The sequence below is a fragment of the Maribacter zhoushanensis genome, assembly GCF_029350975.1.
GTDB lineage: Bacteria > Bacteroidota > Bacteroidia > Flavobacteriales > Flavobacteriaceae > Maribacter > Maribacter zhoushanensis.
Genome location: NZ_JARKMR010000004.1, coordinates 22,611 through 39,692, shown reverse-complemented (window position 1 = coordinate 39,692; position 17,082 = coordinate 22,611). Strand labels below are relative to the sequence as shown.

Sequence of the window (17,082 nt, the reverse complement as noted above, 5' to 3'; positions counted from 1 at the left end):
CAAAAGTACATAGAAAAAGCATGCAAATAATACTGCTCACACAAAAAATAAATAAAACGCATATTTTAAATAGCTTATTTTTAAATAAATAAGACTTAGTCTAAGATTTTATTTCCTTTCCCTAACCCAATTATCAATTGGAACATTCCAATAGCCTAGTACTGGAATTATAAACATTATCACTCTTGAAGGATACTTGTAGTATAAATTGAAATTCAAAGTGTCAGGTTCAAATTGGACATAGAAGCCATCCATCGATAAAGGCTTGTTTTCATATAATTCTGCATCTTTTCTTTCCTTACCTATCTCCTTTAAAAGTCTATAAAACACTTTAAATGATAATTTCTGAATACTGAATTTGATATAATCCAAATTTCAGAATTTATTCTATAATTTTAAAATCTTAAGTTCTTTTATTGTACAGTTTGTATAATTAGTAAAAAAAGTTAATTGATTTAGGATTTTATTGAAATATTAAAAACAGGGTAGAATATGGGTGATAACATATCGAAAATGTCAAGATCGGAAAGACTGAGACTTCAAGCGTTCAAGAACGTTCAGGAAAAAGAGAATAAAGACAGGTTCAGCAAGTTGACGGAAACTCAAAAAGCCAAAATACAAGCGTTCAAGAATGTACAAGAAAGAAAGAAGACTTATTTAAAGTCGAACAGTGGTAGATCCAAGTCGAAAAGATCTAATTATGAATATATAGTTATCTACCTTATTAGTTTCCTGGTTACTTGGTTACTATTTATTTTTTATCTTGAAAAAGAGGAATTTGATATCGAGTATAAAGAAAAAGGAACCACTCAGGCAACGGTGTTTAATCTAGACACTGAGGAAATTGTTGAGGAACTTTACGACGGTAGAAAAGCGGTCAGCAATATAGTGGGGTATTTAGAGTACTCTTATACTGTAAATGGTAAAGAGTATAAGTATGGTAGTTCTCTTGATGGTAAGCGTTTACATAAAGGAGATAATATCAAGATAGAATATGTAAAGGATAACCCGAATAATAGTAGAATGCTAGGTTCTTACACTATAAGTTTTTTTAGAAAGAATTTAGTGCCGGTGGTTGCCGTTTCTTTTTTGGTCATGTTCGGTATTATTTATTTACTCTCAATTTTTAAAAGTAAGGGTTATAACAGCGAAAACTAAGATAACTAACTAACTTAGTATCTTATGCAATACACAAGCAATAACTCTAGTGGAGTTCTATCTGTGTTGATTAAGAAGAGTTATAAAACTATACTAAAGCATTACCAAAGACACTTATATAGGGCAATTCTTAGCTATTGAAAGAAATAAATTAATTCAGTTGCCGGTAATTCATATAAGGCGATTTAAGCGTATAATTTCTGTTTTTGTGATAATGTGTTAATGATTGATACAAAGACACGCTTACACGTCTTATTTTAATTCGTTGAGGTCGATTGGCATAATCACCCTGTTTAGTGCCTTGGTAATTTTTATTACGGTACTGAGTTTGGTGTCTGTTACTTTACAGTTTTCAATATTACTGATTGCACTTCTTGTTACTCCCGACTCCTTACTAATGTAATTTTGACTTATGCCGTATTTCATTCGCGTAGTTTTTACGAACGCTCCAAAATCTTCAATTTCTTCTATCATTTTATTTTATTTATTTTACGCAACCATATGACAACCTATAATAAAGCAGCACAGATTGTTTTGATTTATTTATGGGTTAAAAGGTGCCGGAAACTGTAATTTTTTTATAGTTGGGTTATCTAAGAGTGATATAACATTTATTTTTATGACAACCTATATAAATACATTCTAAGAATACCTTTTAAGAATAAACTTTAAAAAGAAATTAAATCACGTGTTCAAAAGATTTTTTGAACGAGAGACATTTTCCTTATTAGTTCTAAAAATCATAATCATTCTTAAGCCTTCTCATCGCTTGATCATAAGCCTCCTTTTCATCTTGTTTTCTTTTTTCGTCTCTATTCTTTTTTTTTCTTTTCTCAACATAAAAAATCAAATCGGTCAGAGACATTTTATAACTGACAAACCATCCTCTAGTTCGTCTGGAATATTCTATTAGGAACCAGTTATCCTTAAGCTCATTTTTAAGTTTTCGAGTCTGATAATGATTAGTGAATTTTCTAATACTTGGTGATAGCTCCCATTTATCATCCACTGCGTGTGTTTTACCGTCCATTCTAGACCATAGATATAGATTAGTAATTTTACAGTAAGATTTGTCCTTTAGTATGCTTCTTATGGCTAAATGTGCTAAAAGCGTTGCTTTTTGAAAGTCTGTTTTAGGATTTTTGTAATAATCCCAAAAAATTTCCATTTTTATTCCAACCATTGGACTTTTCATTTCTAGGCTATCATATAGGTTTTTGCCCCTTTCATGGGTTTTCCAAACATTTTTTTTTTCAAGGTTAAAAAATTTAAAGGCACTAGCCATTCTTTCCTCTTCTTCCTCCCCAAATTCATAGTTTAGAGACATTAAATAAATACCGTAATCCGATATGTTGTTCAATACTAATTTAGAATCTTCCATAAATCCTTCAACCAATTGAATAGGGAAATTGAAGTATTTTTCTTTATAGTTATCTTCCATTGTATTCTCTTTTGAAGTTTAAATACCAATTATAGAAGTCATCGAAGGTTCGAACAATGATATATATTCCACCTGAACGTTCAATTTTCTTTTGATATTCCATTTGTCCATGGCTCTGATAATTATCGCCTTTAGCCTTACATTTTATTTCTATTTTGACGCTCCTTCCTAGAATGGTGGCAGAAATATCAGCCGTGCCGGTTTGTCCAGTTCCCTTAATCCATATTTTGGATCCTATGGTCCTTGTTCTGCCCAATACATCGGTAACAATTTTAGTGTTATCTATTTGTCTGCCGGTTGAATTGATTCGTTCAGCTTGAAACCCGTTATATTCGATCCAATGAATTACACATTTGGTTAAACCGTTTGATGTTTTATCAGTGTATTTCGTTTTGGGAACGGCGTAACTAGGAATATTTGGATATTTGGCTACCGTGATTTGAATAGACTTTTCCTCTAATATTTTGATTGCGGATATATTTTTCATCTGTAGAGGTCTTTAATATCCATTTTGTTCCATAAACGACCTATTTCAAGCTCCAGGCTTTTATTTTTGGCTTGATTAATCTTCAGTTGTTCCTGCAGATTATTTGCGGCATATCTTTGTAGTTTAATAGCCGTGTCGCTCCTTAATCTAAAACCGATGGCGATTACTTCGTTAAGGTCGAACACTTCTTGAATCCTTTGTTTACCGTCCTTGGCAAGTAGGCGGATTTGTACCCCTTTGACCAATCCATCTACTTTCAGACGTTTTATATTGTCCGAAAGGGTTTTCTTTTGGACTTTATAAATATTCCTTAATTGATTTCGTGTGGCAAATGGTTTGTTTTCTAGTATATTGAGGTAATCTAAATTCGTATCTTTGACCTGATCGCTCTCCAACGATTTAAGGCCAATAGTATTATTTATACTCATGGCCTTTATTTTTTTACAGGAATCAAAGATTCTATTAATTCATTTCTCTTGTAATATCTTCTAGCTCCAATGGCATAGGATATAATTTTGCCTTTATTGGTCCATGACCAAAGAGTGCTTGAATCGATTTTAAGGAAAGCACATGCTTCGTCTCTGGTCAATAGGTCATCATTTGATGACTTATTATCTAGATCTTTCTTAAGCTGTTTTAGTCGGTTTACTAATTTGTCATCGATTAAATTTCCTAACTGTTCATGTGTTAGGTCGTGAAGTAAAATTGAGTTTTTCATTACCATGGGTTTTTAAATTCATGGTAAAACTATTGCGAATTAAAATCTAAAACACTGATATTCAATTACATAAAGTTACGTGTAACTAATTGTAACTTCTGTAATTTGTATTAGTTTGTTCTGTACTTGGCAATAATTGGAAGAAGTTTTATTGAAATTATTTCAATTTCTTCATGATAAGTTTCTGGTCCTTTGTCAACATAAGCCCGAACACTAATTCTAGAGCCGATATTTTGAGTGAAAAAAGATTGAGCACATTCGTGGAAATTTTTAAATTCTCGATTGCCAATTTTCAAAACTTGTGATTCTTTAAGTTGATCAATTAAAATACCGAATTGAATACCTTTTTCCGTATTAAAAACCTCTTTCAATTCTTGTAAACATTTTGACTTATTATTTAAATTGAAAAAGTAATCTATAAGTTCTTTTTTAGAATCGATATCTTTCTCAGTTTGCTTACTTGAAATTATTATTTCTTTATTGATTTTTTTTAAAAATTTATCTATCTCATTTGTGATTGAAGTATAGTATCCTAAAGTTTTGATACCATATAAACTTATCTTTTCGTAGTCAAAAACTTTTACAAAACTGCACCCTCTAATTTTTCCTATAGGATAAAATACGCCACTTGGTAAGTCAAAATTCTCATTAAAATAAAAATGTTTAATTCTTTTAAGATATGTTTCGGAAGGGTCCTGATTCAAATTTAAGGCTAATTCATTTTTCCAATGGATCAATCCTTCATTATAGCCATTGGAATAATACTTTGCTATCATCTCTGAATGAATAATATTGCCTTTATCAGTTTTAATCGAAAGCTTAAACTCATTCAATAATTTTATCTGTGAAGAGATTGCGCTTAGCCTAAGTTTATAGTCATAACAAATCAAGCCTTCATTCCAAAACCTATATTCGTATTTGTCATCATTATCAGCTAGAAAAAAATCTAGAGCTCCCGGCAATTTACTACAGGCTATTATCGCTAAATTTTTAAAATCTTCCATCGAGAATAATTCCTTTTCGAAAGGAATATAATAGCTGTCATAACCTTCAAAAGATTCTATTTCTATTGTGATTTTAGTAAAAAGATTTTTGAATTTACTTGACGTTTGAGATTTTTGAATTTTATTTAAGTAGTCCAGTGTGTCAAATTTGAATTCTTCTTTATTGTTGTCGGTAAGTCTGTTGTAAATGTATTTGAAACCTTCTAAATAATTGTCTAAGGTATTTTTCGCTATATCGTATTGCTCTTTTCTGAATGGCTCTGCAAATGGTTCCACTGTATAATCCTGATTAACTTGGTAATCCTTTAAAGCCTTTTCAAAATCCGGATTGTAATTCATTTATCTACTTAGTTTGTTAGGGAGGTTATATTTTAAAAATATTTGATTAATTCCATAGCCATATCCTTGTTACTCTTACCTATATAATTTAAAAACATTGATTCTGAACTATGCCCTGTAACATAGATTAGATAGTTAGTGGGGATTTTTCCATAAAAATTAGTTGCAAATGATCTGCGTCCAATATGACTGGTTACAAGTTCCCATTTCTCAAACTCTCCGGTTACACTTCTCATTTTTGAAATATCTTTTTCTTTAGAAATGTTTTTTTGAATTTTACCTTGTATTTTACTTTTCAATTCTGCTTTTTCGCATACCTGTTTGATATAATCGTTATACCTCTGGTCTGATATTCTTCTAGGAAACTGACCTTTTCTCTTGTCCAGTACATTCGTAACCTTTTCATGTAAAGGAATTGTCATTAGTTTTTTTGTTTTTTGTTGTGTAAATTCTAGTAAGCTTTTACCTTCTTCTATTCTGATCATATCTGAGTTAAATCTCATAAAATCGGAAATTCTTTGTCCGGTAAAAGATGATACAATCAACCAATCCCTGGCATTGTCTAAATAATCAGGTAAATCTTTCAAATTTTCAATTTTATTAAGTTCGTCAAAGTCCAAGTATAATGGTAAACTTTTTTCTTTTTTTAGTTTCAAATCATCTAATTGAGTATGTGTTTCAATACCTAATCTTTTTGCTTGTTTACAAAATGTCTTTACAATGCCTAATTCCCTTTGCATTGTGTTTTGAGCATAGTTTTCCAAACGGTAGTAGTTAACGAACTCATCTTTAAAATCCTCTCCAATTTCGTTGATGTAGATAGTGTGACCTCGATATTCTTCTAGCCTTTGCATTTTATGTTTTATCACATTGTATTTGGTTACTGAGGATTTTGTTATTTCTCCTTCCTTGTGTTCAATGTAATAACCTATGAAGTTTACTAAATCATTTGGTATTTTAACTTTTGTAAGTTCTTTCGGGTTGTAGTATTCTTCAATAACAGATTTTAACCAATTCTTATCTAATATTTTAGAATTTGTTTTCTCAAAGTTTGTAAGAACATGATTCTCTATCTTATTTAATTCATTGTTTGTTTCAGTCTGCCTGTTTGCAATTTCAATATCTCTTACTCTTTTCAGCGAGTGTTCCTTTGTCCAGTAATGTTTTGAAACTATTAAATTTATTTTAGCTCCTAGCACGTGGTCAGTGGTAGTGTCGTTTTCTGTAGTTCGATAAAGAAGTCTAATGTTTAGTGGAGCTCTAACCTTTGTGGAACGGTATAGAAAATTAATAGACGCCATAGAATTTTCTGTTTATTCAAAGATAATCCATATGTACGATACTTGTACGGTGTCGTACAAATATATTTAAATACATACAAGCTTATTCAAATAGTATGTTTAAGGTTTAAATAAGTAAAGTATTGTAAATGTTGTACTTTAGTAGCTATATCGATATTCGTGAATATATGTATTTTTTGAGTAAGCGTTCCCTCTTTCTCCGCATAAAGTTAAGCTCAATATCATATGATATTGAGCTTTTTCTTTTTTATGATATTTTGGGTGTTATTTAGAAACCTTTAAATAGTGGCTTTGGTTGTTCTGATATTTAGATTTTAAAGTGGGGAAGCATATTATTCTCGTTTTTAATAAACAGAATTAGCTTTTGTATTTTCTTAAGATGAACTACAAAATTTAGTTTTGCGCCTTTTTTAGTACTGTGTATTTAATTTTTTGTTTAATAATATTTAATTTTGAATAAACATAATTGTATCTTGACTACGTTGAACACACTACTTTTTTAAGTTTGAAAGTACATCTCTTATTACTTAATGCTTTGGTGTTCAATTCGTTTGTTTTATTTAAAATTTAAGAGTTGCATAAAAAGAAGATAAATTTAGTATGGTTAAAGCGTGATTTACGTTCTCAAGATCATGAACCCTTACTTAAAGCTGAAGAATCTGGTCTGCCTTATTTAATTATTTATCTATTTGAGCCTTCTATAATACGTTATCCAGACACTAGTTTAAGGCATTTACGCTTTGTTTATAAATCGATAGCAACACTAGATCAAACGTTAAAAGCTTTTAATAGAAAAGTGAATTTGTTTTATGGTGAAGCAAAAGATATTTTTAAATATCTAATGGGTAATTATGATATAAACTCGCTTTATAGTTATCGTGAAAGTGGTATTCTTTTGACTTGGGAGCGAGATAAATTGGTGAAGGTTCTATGCAGAAAAAATCATGTTCATTGGTACGAGTTTCAACGCGATGGAATTTTAAGAGGTATTAAGAATAGAAAAGATTGGGAAGAAAAATGGCATAGAAAGATGCATGAACCAATTATTAAGAATGTCTATTCTGTATCTAACCTAGCGGTGTTGAATCATCCTTTTGTTTTACCTGAAAATTTTAAGGATAAATTAAAAAGTGAGCAAACTAATATTCAACCTGCCGGGGAGGTAAACGCTTTTAGATATTTAAATTCATTTGTAGTCAATAGAGGTCGTAATTATCAAAAACACATTTCAAAACCTCTTGAAAGTAGAAAAGGGTGTAGTAGGTTATCTCCATATTTGGCTTGGGGTAACTTGAGTATAAGACAAGTTTTTCAGTTTGTAGGTACTCATCCAAATGGCACCAAATATGACAAAGCTTTTTCTGCAATGTTAACTAGGTTGTTTTGGCGATGCCATTTTATTCAAAAGTTTGAAATGGATTGCTCTTACGAGAAATCTTGTATAAATAAGGGGTTTGAGTTACTGGAACACAAAAGGAATGACGTTTACATAAAAGCTTGGAAATTAGGATTAACTGGTTACCCATTGATAGATGCTTGTATGAGGGCTTTAGAGGAAACAGGATGGATAAATTTTAGAATGCGTGCCATGCTAGTTTCTTTTTTTACGTTTAACCTTGATCAAGATTGGAGGGACGGGGTGTATCATTTAGCACGCTTGTTTTTAGATTATGAACCTGGTATACATTACCCTCAATTTCAAATGCAAGCGGGAACAACAGGGGTTAATACAATACGTTTGTATAATCCTGTAAAGAATTCTGAAGAGCATGATAAGGATGGTGTTTTTATAAAAAAATGGATTCCGGAATTGACTAATGTCCCCGTAATTCACATACATGAACCTTGGAAGATGACTTCTTTAGAACAATCTTTTTGTGGTGTAATCATAGGAGAACATTATCCTGCTCCTATTGTGGATTTGGTAGAAAGTTCAAAGTTTGCGCGAGAGAAAATATGGAACCATAGAAGTGACCCTTCAGTTAAAAAAGATAATAATCGGATATTAAACACACATGTAAATCATAATTAAAGTCTACGATTTATTAATGCTTTGTCGCCAATGTAACTTCTAATACATTTAGTTTTGACCAAAAATAAACTCTGTTACAAATATACCGGTCCACAATATAGTTCTTGACCAATTTTTGTTTGACAAGGATAGTAAAGTTGAATCAGTAAAATTATTAGTGGTAATACGTTGATGTAGCGGTACAAAAATTAACATTGTTATGAGCCACACAGTTATTATAGCTATAAGTTTAGCCAATTGATAGATTTCTGTATTGATAAAACTAAAATAAATTGAAAAAATAAGTTGTATGGTCATTAAGGGGCCTACTATAACTGCAATTAGTTTCGTGTATTTTTTATGCCATATGACTAAATAATCTTTTGAATAGTATAAAAAGCTTGGGTAGAAAATTAATTGAACTATCCAAATTAATATAACTAAGCCAAAATCAACAAGTAAGTTACAAGTTGCAATCATTTTAAATGCTTGGTTATTTTTGAACTTAATGGCTTAGTTGTAGAATAGAAATAATCAATTAAATCACCATTCTTGTTGATTAAATATTTTTGAAAATTCCATTTAACGGTTGAGCTTTTTTTACCATTTAACTCTTTTTTAGTAAGCCATTTATATAATTCATGCTGGTTACTTCCTTTGACATCAACTTTTTCTGTTAGTAAAAAATCTACGCCATAATTACGTTCGCAAAATGAAACGATTTCATTATTTGACCCAGGTTCTTGACCACCAAACTGGTTGCAGGGTATACCTATGACAATTAAATCCTCAAAGGTTTCATATAGTTTTTGTAGTTCTTTGTATTGACTGGTGAAACCACATTCTGATGCCACATTGACGAACAGAACATACTTGTCTTTAAAGTTTTTTAAATCAACATTTTCACCAATAATGGAGTTGATTTTTAAATCATATATGGATGATTTAGTTTCAACTTGTTTGGCAGAACTAAAAATTTTGGCTTTGAGGATTTTTTTCATTTATAATTAAAGTAGCGATGGGCAATTATAGTTTTAAATAAATACTTCCGTTTGTTGTTTGTCTGTGTGATTTCTAAGTTTTTCTATACTAGATACCCGTTACTTTAAATAATTTTGTAATTCGGCAACTTTTGAAGCTTCGTTGAAAACACCACCATAAAAAGAAGTTACGGTAGCAGATGTGTCATCTTTTATACCACGAGACGATACACACAAATGCTTAGCGTCAATTATTACCGCAACATCTTTTGTATCTAGTATATTGCTTAATTCGGCTGCTATTTGGTTTGTTAAACGTTCTTGTACTTGAGGTCTTTTGGCATAATACTGAACAATTCTATTAAGTTTAGATAGCCCGATTACCTTACCTGATGATATGTAGGCAATATGTGCTTTGCCTATGATTGGTACAAAATGGTGTTCACAGTTAGAATAGAAGGTAATATCTTTTTCAACCAACATTTGATTGTATTGATATTTGTTTTCAAAAAGAGCAATTTTAGGTTTGTTATTTGGGTTTAAACCAGAGAATATTTCTTCTATATACATTTTAGCTACTCTTTTTGGAGTTCCACTTAACGAGTCATCGTTAAGATCAAGTCCCATAACATCCATTATTTGAGAAAATAAACCTTCAATTTGTATCTTTTTCTCTTCATCTGACAATAAGAATGCATCTTTTTTCATGGGTGTTTCAAGACCTGTGTATATATGGTCGTCACCAATTTCTTCGTCAGAAAATCCGTTTAGATTATTTTCTTTAATAAGGGTATTCAACATAGTTTCTTGGTGTTTCATATAATTTTATCTTTAATTCTAATTGTTCTTCAATGTCTTGCCTTAATATTTCATAAATAACAATGGCTATGTTTTCAACGGTAGGGTTTAATGTTTTAAACTCTTCTGTGTCTAAGTTTAAGTTTTTGTGATCAAACCTCTTTAAAATTTTATCTTCTATTAAATCTGATAAGATTTTTGTATCTATTACATAACCGGTTTCTTCATCACAATACCCAATAATTTTTACCTCTAATTCGTAATTGTGACCGTGAAAATTTGGGTTGTTACATTTTCCAAAAATCTCCTTGTTTTTTTCTTCGCTCCATTTGGCATTATGTAGTCTATGCGCGGCATTAAAATGTTCACATCTTGTAATCGCTATTTTATTCATGTAATTATATTTGTTCTAATGAGGGATAATTAAAGGCTGAATTCGAATGAATTTTATCTTTAAAAATTCTCCATGTGTCCAATTTTAATAGATAGGCTTTAAAAATCCATATATTGAAGACAATGGTGACGGTTCAATGCAACATATTTTTAAATGTCTTAGAACATTTCTTTAATTTTAAATTCCTGTATCTACTCTTCCTTTTAATCTTTTGTCTATTCTTTTTTTCTTTACGGTTAAACGTTTCATAATATCCATAAGACTAACATCTTTTTTTTTCTTATAAATCTCGTTAATTGCTAAAATTAATCTTTTGGCTTCTCTAGAGGCAACTACTCTGTCACTAGTAGACATGTGACTCATTTTTGCATTTTCAAATATTTGGGCTTCTTTTAAAATATCCATTTTATTAATGTTTAATCTTATTCAAAATTAATTAAACAAAATAGATTTTCAAAAGAAAATGATATTTTAACTCCTAGTTGATTGAAATATTGGAAATTGATATTTGTATAATTCTTACTTTAAAGTCATTAATTTCACTTAAATTGAAAGCTCTTTTATCAATTAAATAATAATTCAATCAATAGTTTTCTCCTAGACGATGAGTATAAATAAAAAAGCTAAAATTCATGAAAGGGAAAAAGAGAGATTAGCGCTTCTTGATTCGTATTCTATTCTAGATACTTTGCCGGAGAACGATTATGATAATCTAACCAAACTTGCAGCAGAAATTTGTCAGACGCCCATTTCATTAATCACCTTGCTTGATGATAAGCGTCAATGGTTTAAATCTCACTACGGTCTAGGTGTTTCAGAAACTCCTATAGAAGATGCTTTTTGTGCACATGCCATTGTTAGTGAAGAGTCGATCTTTATTACAGAAGATGCACGCCAAGATGAACGCTTCTATGATAACCCATTGGTTACTGGCGACCCTAATATTGCTTTTTATGCAGGTATTCCTTTAAAAACGGCTAACGGTCTTCCATTAGGTACCTTATGTGTAATAGACAGTAAGCCCAGAAAATTAACCGATAGCCAGAAAGAATCTCTAAATATTCTTTCTGAACAGGTCATTAACTTATTAGAACTAAGAAAGAACAAATTAGAATTAGAAAGAGCACATAAGAAATTGAAGAAATTCTCTAAAAAATTAGAGAAAAAGGTTTTTCAACGAACCAATCAGCTGGAAATCAAAACGATTAAGTTAGAACTTATGATTAATGATTTGGAATCTTTTAACCATATCTGTAGTCATGATTTGCAAGAGCCTCTGCGCAAAATACAAATGTTCATTTCTCAGGTTAGTGATAATGAGTTTAATAATCTGTCAGAAGCCGGTAAACATAAATTAGAGAGAATTGATAGGTCTGCAGCTCGTATGAGAGACCTTATTCAAGATTTGTTAACCTATGGTGCAACAGAGACTATTGATAATAGTTTAACAACGGTTTCCTTAAAGGACTTGGTCTTAGATGTAAAAGATGTTTTAAGCGAAGAACTTAAGCAGCACAAAACGGCATTACGGATACCAAAAGACTGTGAAATTACGGTGAGACCTATACAGTTTAAGCAGCTGTTGTTTAATCTGTTCACTAACGCTATTAAATTTACTAAAAAGGAAGACAAACCTGTAATTAAGGTAAGTGGCAAGATTGTAAATGGTGCTGATTACCCTGAAATGGATTTAGCGGAAGACAAGCGTTATTCTAGAATTATGGTATCTGATAACGGTATTGGGTTCGATCAAAAATATGAAAACAAAGTATTTGAAATTTTTCAGCGTCTACATAACGATGAAGAATATCAAGGTACCGGAATTGGACTCGCCATTGTAAAACGTATTGTTACTACCCATAACGGTCAAGTTAGGGTAGAGAGTTCTTTAGGTAATGGTGCTGTTTTTGAGATTTTTATTCCCCTTGCAGATCAAAGTGTTTTAAAATAATCTTTTACTTCTTTAATATGCTGTTCTTTGGATTCGGCGCTCAACCAGCTGGCTTCAAATCCGTTTATGGCTAACTGTTCTATTTGCGCTAAACTTAAATTAAGGGCTTTTGCCGTTTGGTAGTAGTTCTCGTTCATATACCCACCAAAATAAGCAGGATCGTCTGAATGTATGGTGGCTACAATTCCCTTCTCAAGCATGGTGGCAACCGGATGTTCTTCCATCTTTTGAATGACTTTTAAAGCAACATTACTGGTTGGGCACAGGGTCAATGCTATTTTCTCCTCTACCAATCTTTTAACCAAAGCTTCATCTGTTAGGCATCGATTACCGTGGTCTATACGTTCTACGTTCAATACATCTAATGCTTCCCAAATGTATTCTGCCGGTCCTTCTTCACCTGCATGGGCAACTAACTTATACCCTTGTGCTGCAGATGCCTTGAAAACTTTTTCAAACTTGCTTGGCGGATTTCCCATTTCTGATGAGTCTAAACCAACACCATCAATAATGTCTTTAAAAGGGATTGATTCTTCTAAAGTCTTGAATGCATCTTCTTCGCTTAAATGACGCAAATAGCTCATTATAAGTTTGTAAGATATATTTAGTTCATTTTTAGCCTTTTCCAAAGCACGGTATATTCCTTTTATAACTACTTCAAAAGAAACGCCTCTTTCCGTATGTGTTTGAGGGTCAAAAAAGACCTCTACATGCTTCACATTTTCACTATGCACTTTGGTCAAATACGCCCATGTTAAATCAAAGAAATCTTGCTCGTGTAATAATACTTGAGCACCTGCGTAATAGATATCTAAAAACTCTTGTAGGTTATTAAATTTATAAGCCTCTTTAACAGATTCTATGGAATCATATGGCAAGGTAATATTGTTTCTTTTCGCAATCTCGAACATTAACTCAGGCTCAAAGCTACCTTCTAAATGCAAATGAAGTTCTGTTTTTGGTATGCCTTGAATTATAGTTTGAAGTTTTGATGATTCCATTTGTAAGAGATTTTGCTTTTTTGTGGTAAGTAGGTCTACTTATTTTTGATAAACTTACTTATTAAACTTGATATTAAAGAACGGTAAATGTTTTAGCGTCTTTTTTTGATTAATTATAGATTTGAAATTGATAATGTTTAAGCGTTATAAAACATACTTGTTGTAAATATCGTCTAACTCTTTTGCAGGATCTGTACTTAATCCGGATCGGGTAGTGGAGCTTTGTATTACCGTACTTCTGCAAGCAGTTAGCCAACCAAAACGGTCATTTAAATCTAATTTACCTATGGGTCCGCCAGCTTCTTTTCCCACACATATTAGTTTCCAGGCTTTCAAATATTCATTTAATATCTCGTATTCTATTTCAGGAGAAAAAGCCTTTAGTTTTTCTTCATTGATATGATATTTGATATCTAGAAATTTTGTTCGTTTACAGAATAATATCACACCAACATTGAAGAATTCTTCTCGTTCAACTTTAGGTACTATTCTCACTATCGCAAATTTAAATGTGTGTCTATCTTGCATCTTCAGCTTCTTTTACTAAAACATCGATCATAGATAGCTTAGTGGTTATAAATTGAATGTATGCAGTTCTTTTTTCATCCGCATTTAAAACATCAGATTCACTCGTTAACCAATCTTCCGGTATGTTTGAAACAATTTCAGTTACTTTCTCCGGAGTAATGAATTTTTGAATTTCTGTGGCAGCATCGGGTAGGGCAGTGGCTTGTTTTAAAAGCACGTGGTCTTTTATAAACGGAAATGTTCTGGTAAGGTGACTTTCCCAAGTTTCCCAATTATGATGAAAGTAGAAACTTGCCCCATTATCTATGACCCACAATTCATTGTGCCAAAACAAGAGATTGGCATTTTTAGCGGTACGGTCTATATTACTAATTAAACTGTCTAAGATCACAACTTTAGATGCTGTCATGGCATCTGCCGTAGAAATTAAAGGGTCAAAGGTAATTGCCCCAGATAGAAAGTGTAAACCAAGGTTAAGTCCTACACTAAACTTCAATAAATCTTGAATTTCTTCGTCAGGTTCTGTCTGTCTAAAAGAATCTTCTAAGTTCATAAAGACCAACTCAGGTACTTTTAAACCAATGGCACGTGCCAATTCACCACCAATAAACTCAGAAATGAGCGATTTTTTACCTTGCCCAGAGCCTCTAAACTTCAATACATACAGAAAATCATCATCGGCTTTTACAATGGCGGGCATAGAGCCACCTTCGCGTAAGGGCTGTAAATATTGAACAACGTCTACTGTTCTAATATCAAGTGCATTCATACTGCGAAGATATAATTTGTAGTGTTATCTATGCCTTGGTCTAACTAAATAACATTGATTACTTTTTCTAAAATATAATGTGTGCCACCAACAATAATAGCTATTAAAGAAATAATATTAAAACGAAATAGCGTTGCTTTACTGTTATTTTGGAACTTTTTGTTTAGATAAAAAACATCGAATAAAATAAATATTAGTGCAATAATACAGCCAACGATTGTGCCTACTTGTACTAAAGCCCATTCATATATCATACTTGCAAATGAGAACTTTTCATCGTCAGATTTTGGTGGTCCCCCTAAAACTATGCGCATATGTAGAAAACCCAAAAGTATGGCTATAATAAACCAGCCGAGGTAAGTAAGTATTCGTTTTACCATACATGGTTAACGCTTTTTAATTCGCTTTGTTATTACTCTACTTCATTTGCTAATGGAGAAATCATAATGTGTGCTCTGTGTGTACCGGGATTCATGATCCATGGGTGATTTGGTGCTGTAGGAGTCTCAGGTAACCCAATTGATGCAGATGTGGCAAAAGGTGTGTATATAACATAACGTAGCTTGGCACCGTCAACTTTAGAGGTTTCTACATCGTACATTGTATTTTGTCCATAATAAATATGCAAGGCAGAGCCTTGGGTTATATTAATTTTACCAGATTTTACTTCGGCCTCTCTAATCGCAAATATTTCATCTGCTGATTTGCCTTCGGCACGTAAAGCTCTACCTCTTGCCATAAAAGGGTCTAGGTCTTTATGATAGCAAGCAGCGTTGAAACCATCTTTCTTTGGGTCGTCCGCAAGAACAATATATTCGCTATCACCTTCTTTTAACGTAACAAATTCACCCGCCATATTATAACCAATTACTTTAGTGGTAGCTCTACTTTCTGCAGGTGCTGCCATTAGGGCTGTTGCTATCAAATCTTCATCTGTAGATATAGGCTTTAATTTTTTTTCGATTTCAGAGACCACTTTTGTAGCTGTTTCTGTTTTTAAAACTTCTGTATCTGTAGTTTTTGTTTTGTCGGAAGAGTTACAGGAAATAATTAATACAGTAAATAGAAATAAGGCTATTAGGTTTTTCATGATAGGAAGGTTTAATTTACACTAAAATACGAAGAAATAGCATTAAATAATACGAACGTATAAAAGCAATGACAATACTAACGTACCTAAAGTTAGTATTTATTTACCTACACTTTTCAAGAAAAATAATTTCGATTCCTTTTTATTCTTTTTGAAGTGTAAAGGATATAACGAATAGCTTAAAATTTTTGATAAATACCTACACTTAAAGCAGCTTGTTTTGCCACATTGTTACCAAAAAAGGCACCACCTATACTTGCCGATACGCCAAAAGTATCTGTAATTTCACCTATGCCTTTAAAGCCAAAAGCTCCATATTCTTGGTCGTTAACATATAAACCATTTAAGATGTTTTCAACTGGTAATTGTATAGCTCCATTTTCAAGCGACTTTACAATGTCTAAAAAACCTACAAGCCAAATATGATTAGATATTTTATAGCCAACTTCACCGCCTAATTTTAAATTAGACGAGTAGTCATTAGTTCTAATATTTGCTCCAAGAAAAGTCTGTATGTACGTTTTTGAAAAACTTTTGCCAGCCAAAATTAGTGGTGTAAAGGTGAATGCATCATAACCAGTTCTTATTCCAGAATTAGAATTATATGTTGCTGTATTTGCTTCTACAGAAAACTGCCCAGATAGTAACCAATCTTTTTTCATGAAATTATGCTTTACACCAATTTCAATATTCCCCAATGCAGTTGTATTAAAATCTGGATTGCTAGAATTCTCAAAAGCATCAATTGAAATTAATTTTAAAGGTAAATTTACAAGTAAACTAGTTTTGTTCGATAAGCCATATTCTCCATAAAACTGAATAGTGTTATCTGTTATGTCTCCAGGTGCACTGTAATCTGGGTCACCGAATAAAGTATCGTAATTAGAGATGCTTGTAAACGACAGTTGGGTGTACACTTTTCCTTTTTCTTGTGTCCATGGGCTTTGCGCGAATATGGAAAAACTTACGAATAGGAATATAACGACAAAACTACTTTTCATAACAATTGCTTTAGAAACCTATTAGTTGTAAAAATTATTGAAAACTCTCAATTAAGTTTAAAATTAATTCAGGTATGGGTTTTATAATACAATTTTAAAATGCTTAATAAA

General features: G+C 31.8%; 21 protein-coding genes. 3 read left to right on the top strand and 18 right to left on the bottom strand.

All coding sequences use genetic code 11. The annotated features are described in order from the left end of the window. Positions 1–108: 108 nt before the first annotated feature. Entirely contained in the window at positions 109–372 is a 264-nt protein-coding gene (locus PXD56_RS13710) for a hypothetical protein (protein WP_276493911.1), read from the bottom strand. Positions 373–513: 141 nt separating this feature from the next. Here PXD56_RS13710 and PXD56_RS13705 point away from each other — a divergent pair, with 141 nt between their 5' ends. After that, complete coding sequence (locus PXD56_RS13705; RefSeq protein WP_276493910.1) at positions 514–1,158, top strand: DUF3592 domain-containing protein; 645 nt, start codon at positions 514–516, stop codon at positions 1,156–1,158. A gap of 252 nt (positions 1,159–1,410) precedes the next feature. Here the strand turns inward: PXD56_RS13705 and PXD56_RS13700 are convergent, their stop codons facing one another. From PXD56_RS13700 to PXD56_RS13670, 7 genes are all read right to left on the bottom strand, one after another. After that, the gene (locus tag PXD56_RS13700; protein ID WP_276493909.1) at positions 1,411–1,584 is read right to left on the bottom strand and encodes a helix-turn-helix domain-containing protein; all 174 of its coding nucleotides are present in this window, start codon (positions 1,582–1,584) and stop codon (positions 1,411–1,413) included. A gap of 307 nt (positions 1,585–1,891) precedes the next feature. After that, positions 1,892–2,599: a hypothetical protein gene (locus PXD56_RS13695; RefSeq protein WP_276493908.1), complete on the bottom strand. Its 708-nt coding sequence runs from the start codon at positions 2,597–2,599 to the stop codon at positions 1,892–1,894. Then, a complete protein-coding gene (locus tag PXD56_RS13690; protein WP_276493907.1) occupies positions 2,589–3,086 on the bottom strand; it encodes a hypothetical protein in 498 nt (165 codons plus the stop codon). The genes PXD56_RS13695 and PXD56_RS13690 overlap by 11 nt, the downstream gene beginning before the upstream one ends. Next, the gene (locus tag PXD56_RS13685; RefSeq protein ID WP_276493906.1) at positions 3,083–3,514 is read right to left on the bottom strand and encodes a hypothetical protein; all 432 of its coding nucleotides are present in this window, start codon (positions 3,512–3,514) and stop codon (positions 3,083–3,085) included. Before PXD56_RS13685 ends, PXD56_RS13690 begins: the two co-directional genes overlap by 4 nt. 5 nt (positions 3,515–3,519) lie before the next feature. Further along, on the bottom strand, positions 3,520–3,804 hold the full coding sequence (locus tag PXD56_RS13680; protein WP_276493905.1) for a helix-turn-helix domain-containing protein: 285 nt from the start codon (positions 3,802–3,804) through the stop codon (positions 3,520–3,522). A 110-nt stretch (positions 3,805–3,914) separates the two neighbouring features. Further along, positions 3,915–5,147: a hypothetical protein gene (locus PXD56_RS13675; RefSeq protein ID WP_276493904.1), complete on the bottom strand. Its 1,233-nt coding sequence runs from the start codon at positions 5,145–5,147 to the stop codon at positions 3,915–3,917. A gap of 32 nt (positions 5,148–5,179) precedes the next feature. Beyond that, positions 5,180–6,346, bottom strand: a complete 1,167-nt coding sequence (locus PXD56_RS13670) for a tyrosine-type recombinase/integrase (RefSeq protein ID WP_276493903.1) — start codon at positions 6,344–6,346, stop codon at positions 5,180–5,182. Positions 6,347–7,022: 676 nt separating this feature from the next. On the opposite strand from PXD56_RS13670, the gene PXD56_RS13665 reads away from it, so the two are divergent. Beyond that, complete coding sequence (locus PXD56_RS13665) at positions 7,023–8,480, top strand: cryptochrome/deoxyribodipyrimidine photo-lyase family protein (RefSeq protein WP_276493902.1); 1,458 nt, start codon at positions 7,023–7,025, stop codon at positions 8,478–8,480. Between the two features lie 455 nt (positions 8,481–8,935). Here PXD56_RS13665 and PXD56_RS13660 read toward each other — a convergent pair whose 3' ends face one another. From PXD56_RS13660 to PXD56_RS13645, 4 genes are all read right to left on the bottom strand, one after another. Then, positions 8,936–9,460: a glutathione peroxidase gene (locus PXD56_RS13660; protein WP_276493901.1), complete on the bottom strand. Its 525-nt coding sequence runs from the start codon at positions 9,458–9,460 to the stop codon at positions 8,936–8,938. A gap of 99 nt (positions 9,461–9,559) precedes the next feature. Next, entirely contained in the window at positions 9,560–10,258 is a 699-nt protein-coding gene (folE, locus tag PXD56_RS13655) for a GTP cyclohydrolase I FolE (protein WP_276493900.1), read from the bottom strand. Continuing rightward, positions 10,221–10,631: a 6-pyruvoyl trahydropterin synthase family protein gene (locus PXD56_RS13650; RefSeq protein ID WP_276493899.1), complete on the bottom strand. Its 411-nt coding sequence runs from the start codon at positions 10,629–10,631 to the stop codon at positions 10,221–10,223. The genes folE and PXD56_RS13650 overlap by 38 nt, the downstream gene beginning before the upstream one ends. Before the next feature lie 177 nt (positions 10,632–10,808). Then, entirely contained in the window at positions 10,809–11,036 is a 228-nt protein-coding gene (locus tag PXD56_RS13645; protein WP_276493898.1) for a hypothetical protein, read from the bottom strand. A 199-nt stretch (positions 11,037–11,235) separates the two neighbouring features. On the opposite strand from PXD56_RS13645, the gene PXD56_RS13640 reads away from it, so the two are divergent. Next, positions 11,236–12,582, top strand: coding sequence for a GAF domain-containing sensor histidine kinase (locus tag PXD56_RS13640; protein ID WP_276493897.1), 1,347 nt, complete (start codon positions 11,236–11,238; stop codon positions 12,580–12,582). Here PXD56_RS13640 and PXD56_RS13635 read toward each other — a convergent pair. The 6 genes from PXD56_RS13635 to PXD56_RS13610 all read right to left on the bottom strand — a co-directional run bounded on the left by PXD56_RS13635 (position 12,564) and on the right by PXD56_RS13610 (position 16,971). After that, the gene (locus tag PXD56_RS13635; protein WP_276493896.1) at positions 12,564–13,583 is read right to left on the bottom strand and encodes an adenosine deaminase; all 1,020 of its coding nucleotides are present in this window, start codon (positions 13,581–13,583) and stop codon (positions 12,564–12,566) included. The genes PXD56_RS13640 and PXD56_RS13635 overlap by 19 nt on opposite strands. Positions 13,584–13,727: 144 nt before the next feature. Continuing rightward, entirely contained in the window at positions 13,728–14,111 is a 384-nt protein-coding gene (locus tag PXD56_RS13630) for a DUF3037 domain-containing protein (protein WP_276493895.1), read from the bottom strand. Continuing rightward, positions 14,101–14,880, bottom strand: coding sequence for a HipA family kinase (locus tag PXD56_RS13625; RefSeq protein WP_276493894.1), 780 nt, complete (start codon positions 14,878–14,880; stop codon positions 14,101–14,103). Before PXD56_RS13625 ends, PXD56_RS13630 begins: the two co-directional genes overlap by 11 nt. A gap of 44 nt (positions 14,881–14,924) precedes the next feature. Then, positions 14,925–15,194, bottom strand: coding sequence for a hypothetical protein (locus PXD56_RS13620; protein ID WP_276493893.1), 270 nt, complete (start codon positions 15,192–15,194; stop codon positions 14,925–14,927). Between the two features lie 98 nt (positions 15,195–15,292). Continuing rightward, positions 15,293–15,970, bottom strand: coding sequence for a hypothetical protein (locus PXD56_RS13615; RefSeq protein WP_276493892.1), 678 nt, complete (start codon positions 15,968–15,970; stop codon positions 15,293–15,295). A 179-nt stretch (positions 15,971–16,149) separates the two neighbouring features. Beyond that, positions 16,150–16,971: a hypothetical protein gene (locus tag PXD56_RS13610; protein WP_276493891.1), complete on the bottom strand. Its 822-nt coding sequence runs from the start codon at positions 16,969–16,971 to the stop codon at positions 16,150–16,152. Positions 16,972–17,082 lie beyond the last annotated feature (111 nt).

What these genes read in the sequence shown, in the direction of transcription:
- PXD56_RS13705 (WP_276493910.1), top strand. Translation starts at nt 514, where the DNA reads ATGTCAAGATCGGAAAGACTGAGACTTCAAGCGTTCAAGAACGTTCAG.
- PXD56_RS13700 (WP_276493909.1), bottom strand. Translation starts at nt 1,584, where the DNA reads ATGAAATACGGCATAAGTCAAAATTACATTAGTAAGGAGTCGGGAGTA.
- PXD56_RS13695 (WP_276493908.1), bottom strand. Translation starts at nt 2,599, where the DNA reads ATGGAAGATAACTATAAAGAAAAATACTTCAATTTCCCTATTCAATTG.
- PXD56_RS13690 (WP_276493907.1), bottom strand. Translation starts at nt 3,086, where the DNA reads ATGAAAAATATATCCGCAATCAAAATATTAGAGGAAAAGTCTATTCAA.
- PXD56_RS13685 (WP_276493906.1), bottom strand. Translation starts at nt 3,514, where the DNA reads ATGAGTATAAATAATACTATTGGCCTTAAATCGTTGGAGAGCGATCAG.
- PXD56_RS13680 (WP_276493905.1), bottom strand. Translation starts at nt 3,804, where the DNA reads ATGAAAAACTCAATTTTACTTCACGACCTAACACATGAACAGTTAGGA.
- PXD56_RS13675 (WP_276493904.1), bottom strand. Translation starts at nt 5,147, where the DNA reads ATGAATTACAATCCGGATTTTGAAAAGGCTTTAAAGGATTACCAAGTT.
- PXD56_RS13660 (WP_276493901.1), bottom strand. Translation starts at nt 9,460, where the DNA reads ATGAAAAAAATCCTCAAAGCCAAAATTTTTAGTTCTGCCAAACAAGTT.
- folE (WP_276493900.1), bottom strand. Translation starts at nt 10,258, where the DNA reads ATGAAACACCAAGAAACTATGTTGAATACCCTTATTAAAGAAAATAAT.
- PXD56_RS13650 (WP_276493899.1), bottom strand. Translation starts at nt 10,631, where the DNA reads ATGAATAAAATAGCGATTACAAGATGTGAACATTTTAATGCCGCGCAT.
- PXD56_RS13645 (WP_276493898.1), bottom strand. Translation starts at nt 11,036, where the DNA reads ATGGATATTTTAAAAGAAGCCCAAATATTTGAAAATGCAAAAATGAGT.
- PXD56_RS13640 (WP_276493897.1), top strand. Translation starts at nt 11,236, where the DNA reads ATGAGTATAAATAAAAAAGCTAAAATTCATGAAAGGGAAAAAGAGAGA.
- PXD56_RS13635 (WP_276493896.1), bottom strand. Translation starts at nt 13,583, where the DNA reads ATGGAATCATCAAAACTTCAAACTATAATTCAAGGCATACCAAAAACA.
- PXD56_RS13630 (WP_276493895.1), bottom strand. Translation starts at nt 14,111, where the DNA reads ATGCAAGATAGACACACATTTAAATTTGCGATAGTGAGAATAGTACCT.
- PXD56_RS13625 (WP_276493894.1), bottom strand. Translation starts at nt 14,880, where the DNA reads ATGAATGCACTTGATATTAGAACAGTAGACGTTGTTCAATATTTACAG.
- PXD56_RS13620 (WP_276493893.1), bottom strand. Translation starts at nt 15,194, where the DNA reads ATGCGCATAGTTTTAGGGGGACCACCAAAATCTGACGATGAAAAGTTC.
- PXD56_RS13615 (WP_276493892.1), bottom strand. Translation starts at nt 15,970, where the DNA reads ATGAAAAACCTAATAGCCTTATTTCTATTTACTGTATTAATTATTTCC.
- PXD56_RS13610 (WP_276493891.1), bottom strand. Translation starts at nt 16,971, where the DNA reads ATGAAAAGTAGTTTTGTCGTTATATTCCTATTCGTAAGTTTTTCCATA.